At 68.8% G+C, this 231-nt stretch carries 1 pseudogene; it reads right to left on the reverse strand.

What is annotated here, in order from left to right:
* A pseudogene (locus ACLJNW_RS28965) lies at positions 1-217 on the reverse strand (D-cysteine desulfhydrase); the annotation flags it as partial.
* Positions 218-231: the final 14 nt, after the last annotated feature.

Raw genomic sequence — 231 nt, forward strand, 5'->3', positions numbered from 1 at the left:
GTGCAAGACCGATCAGGCCGGCCATGATCTTGCCCGTGTACACCGGGTCGAGCGGGATGCCCTCGGTGCGCGCGAGCATCTGCACGGCCTCCACCATCGCCGCGTTGGGCACCGAGTACTTCGGCTGCCAGTAGCCGCCGACGCTGCGGACCGTGTCGCGCGGTACCTGGATGCCGGTTTGCAGCAGGTCCATCACCGCCTGCGCCTCGCGATGCACGAGCGGCTCCTGGT

The sequence above is a fragment of the Salmonella sp. SAL4457 genome (assembly GCF_046548235.1).
GTDB lineage: Bacteria > Pseudomonadota > Gammaproteobacteria > Enterobacterales > Enterobacteriaceae > Salmonella > Salmonella enterica.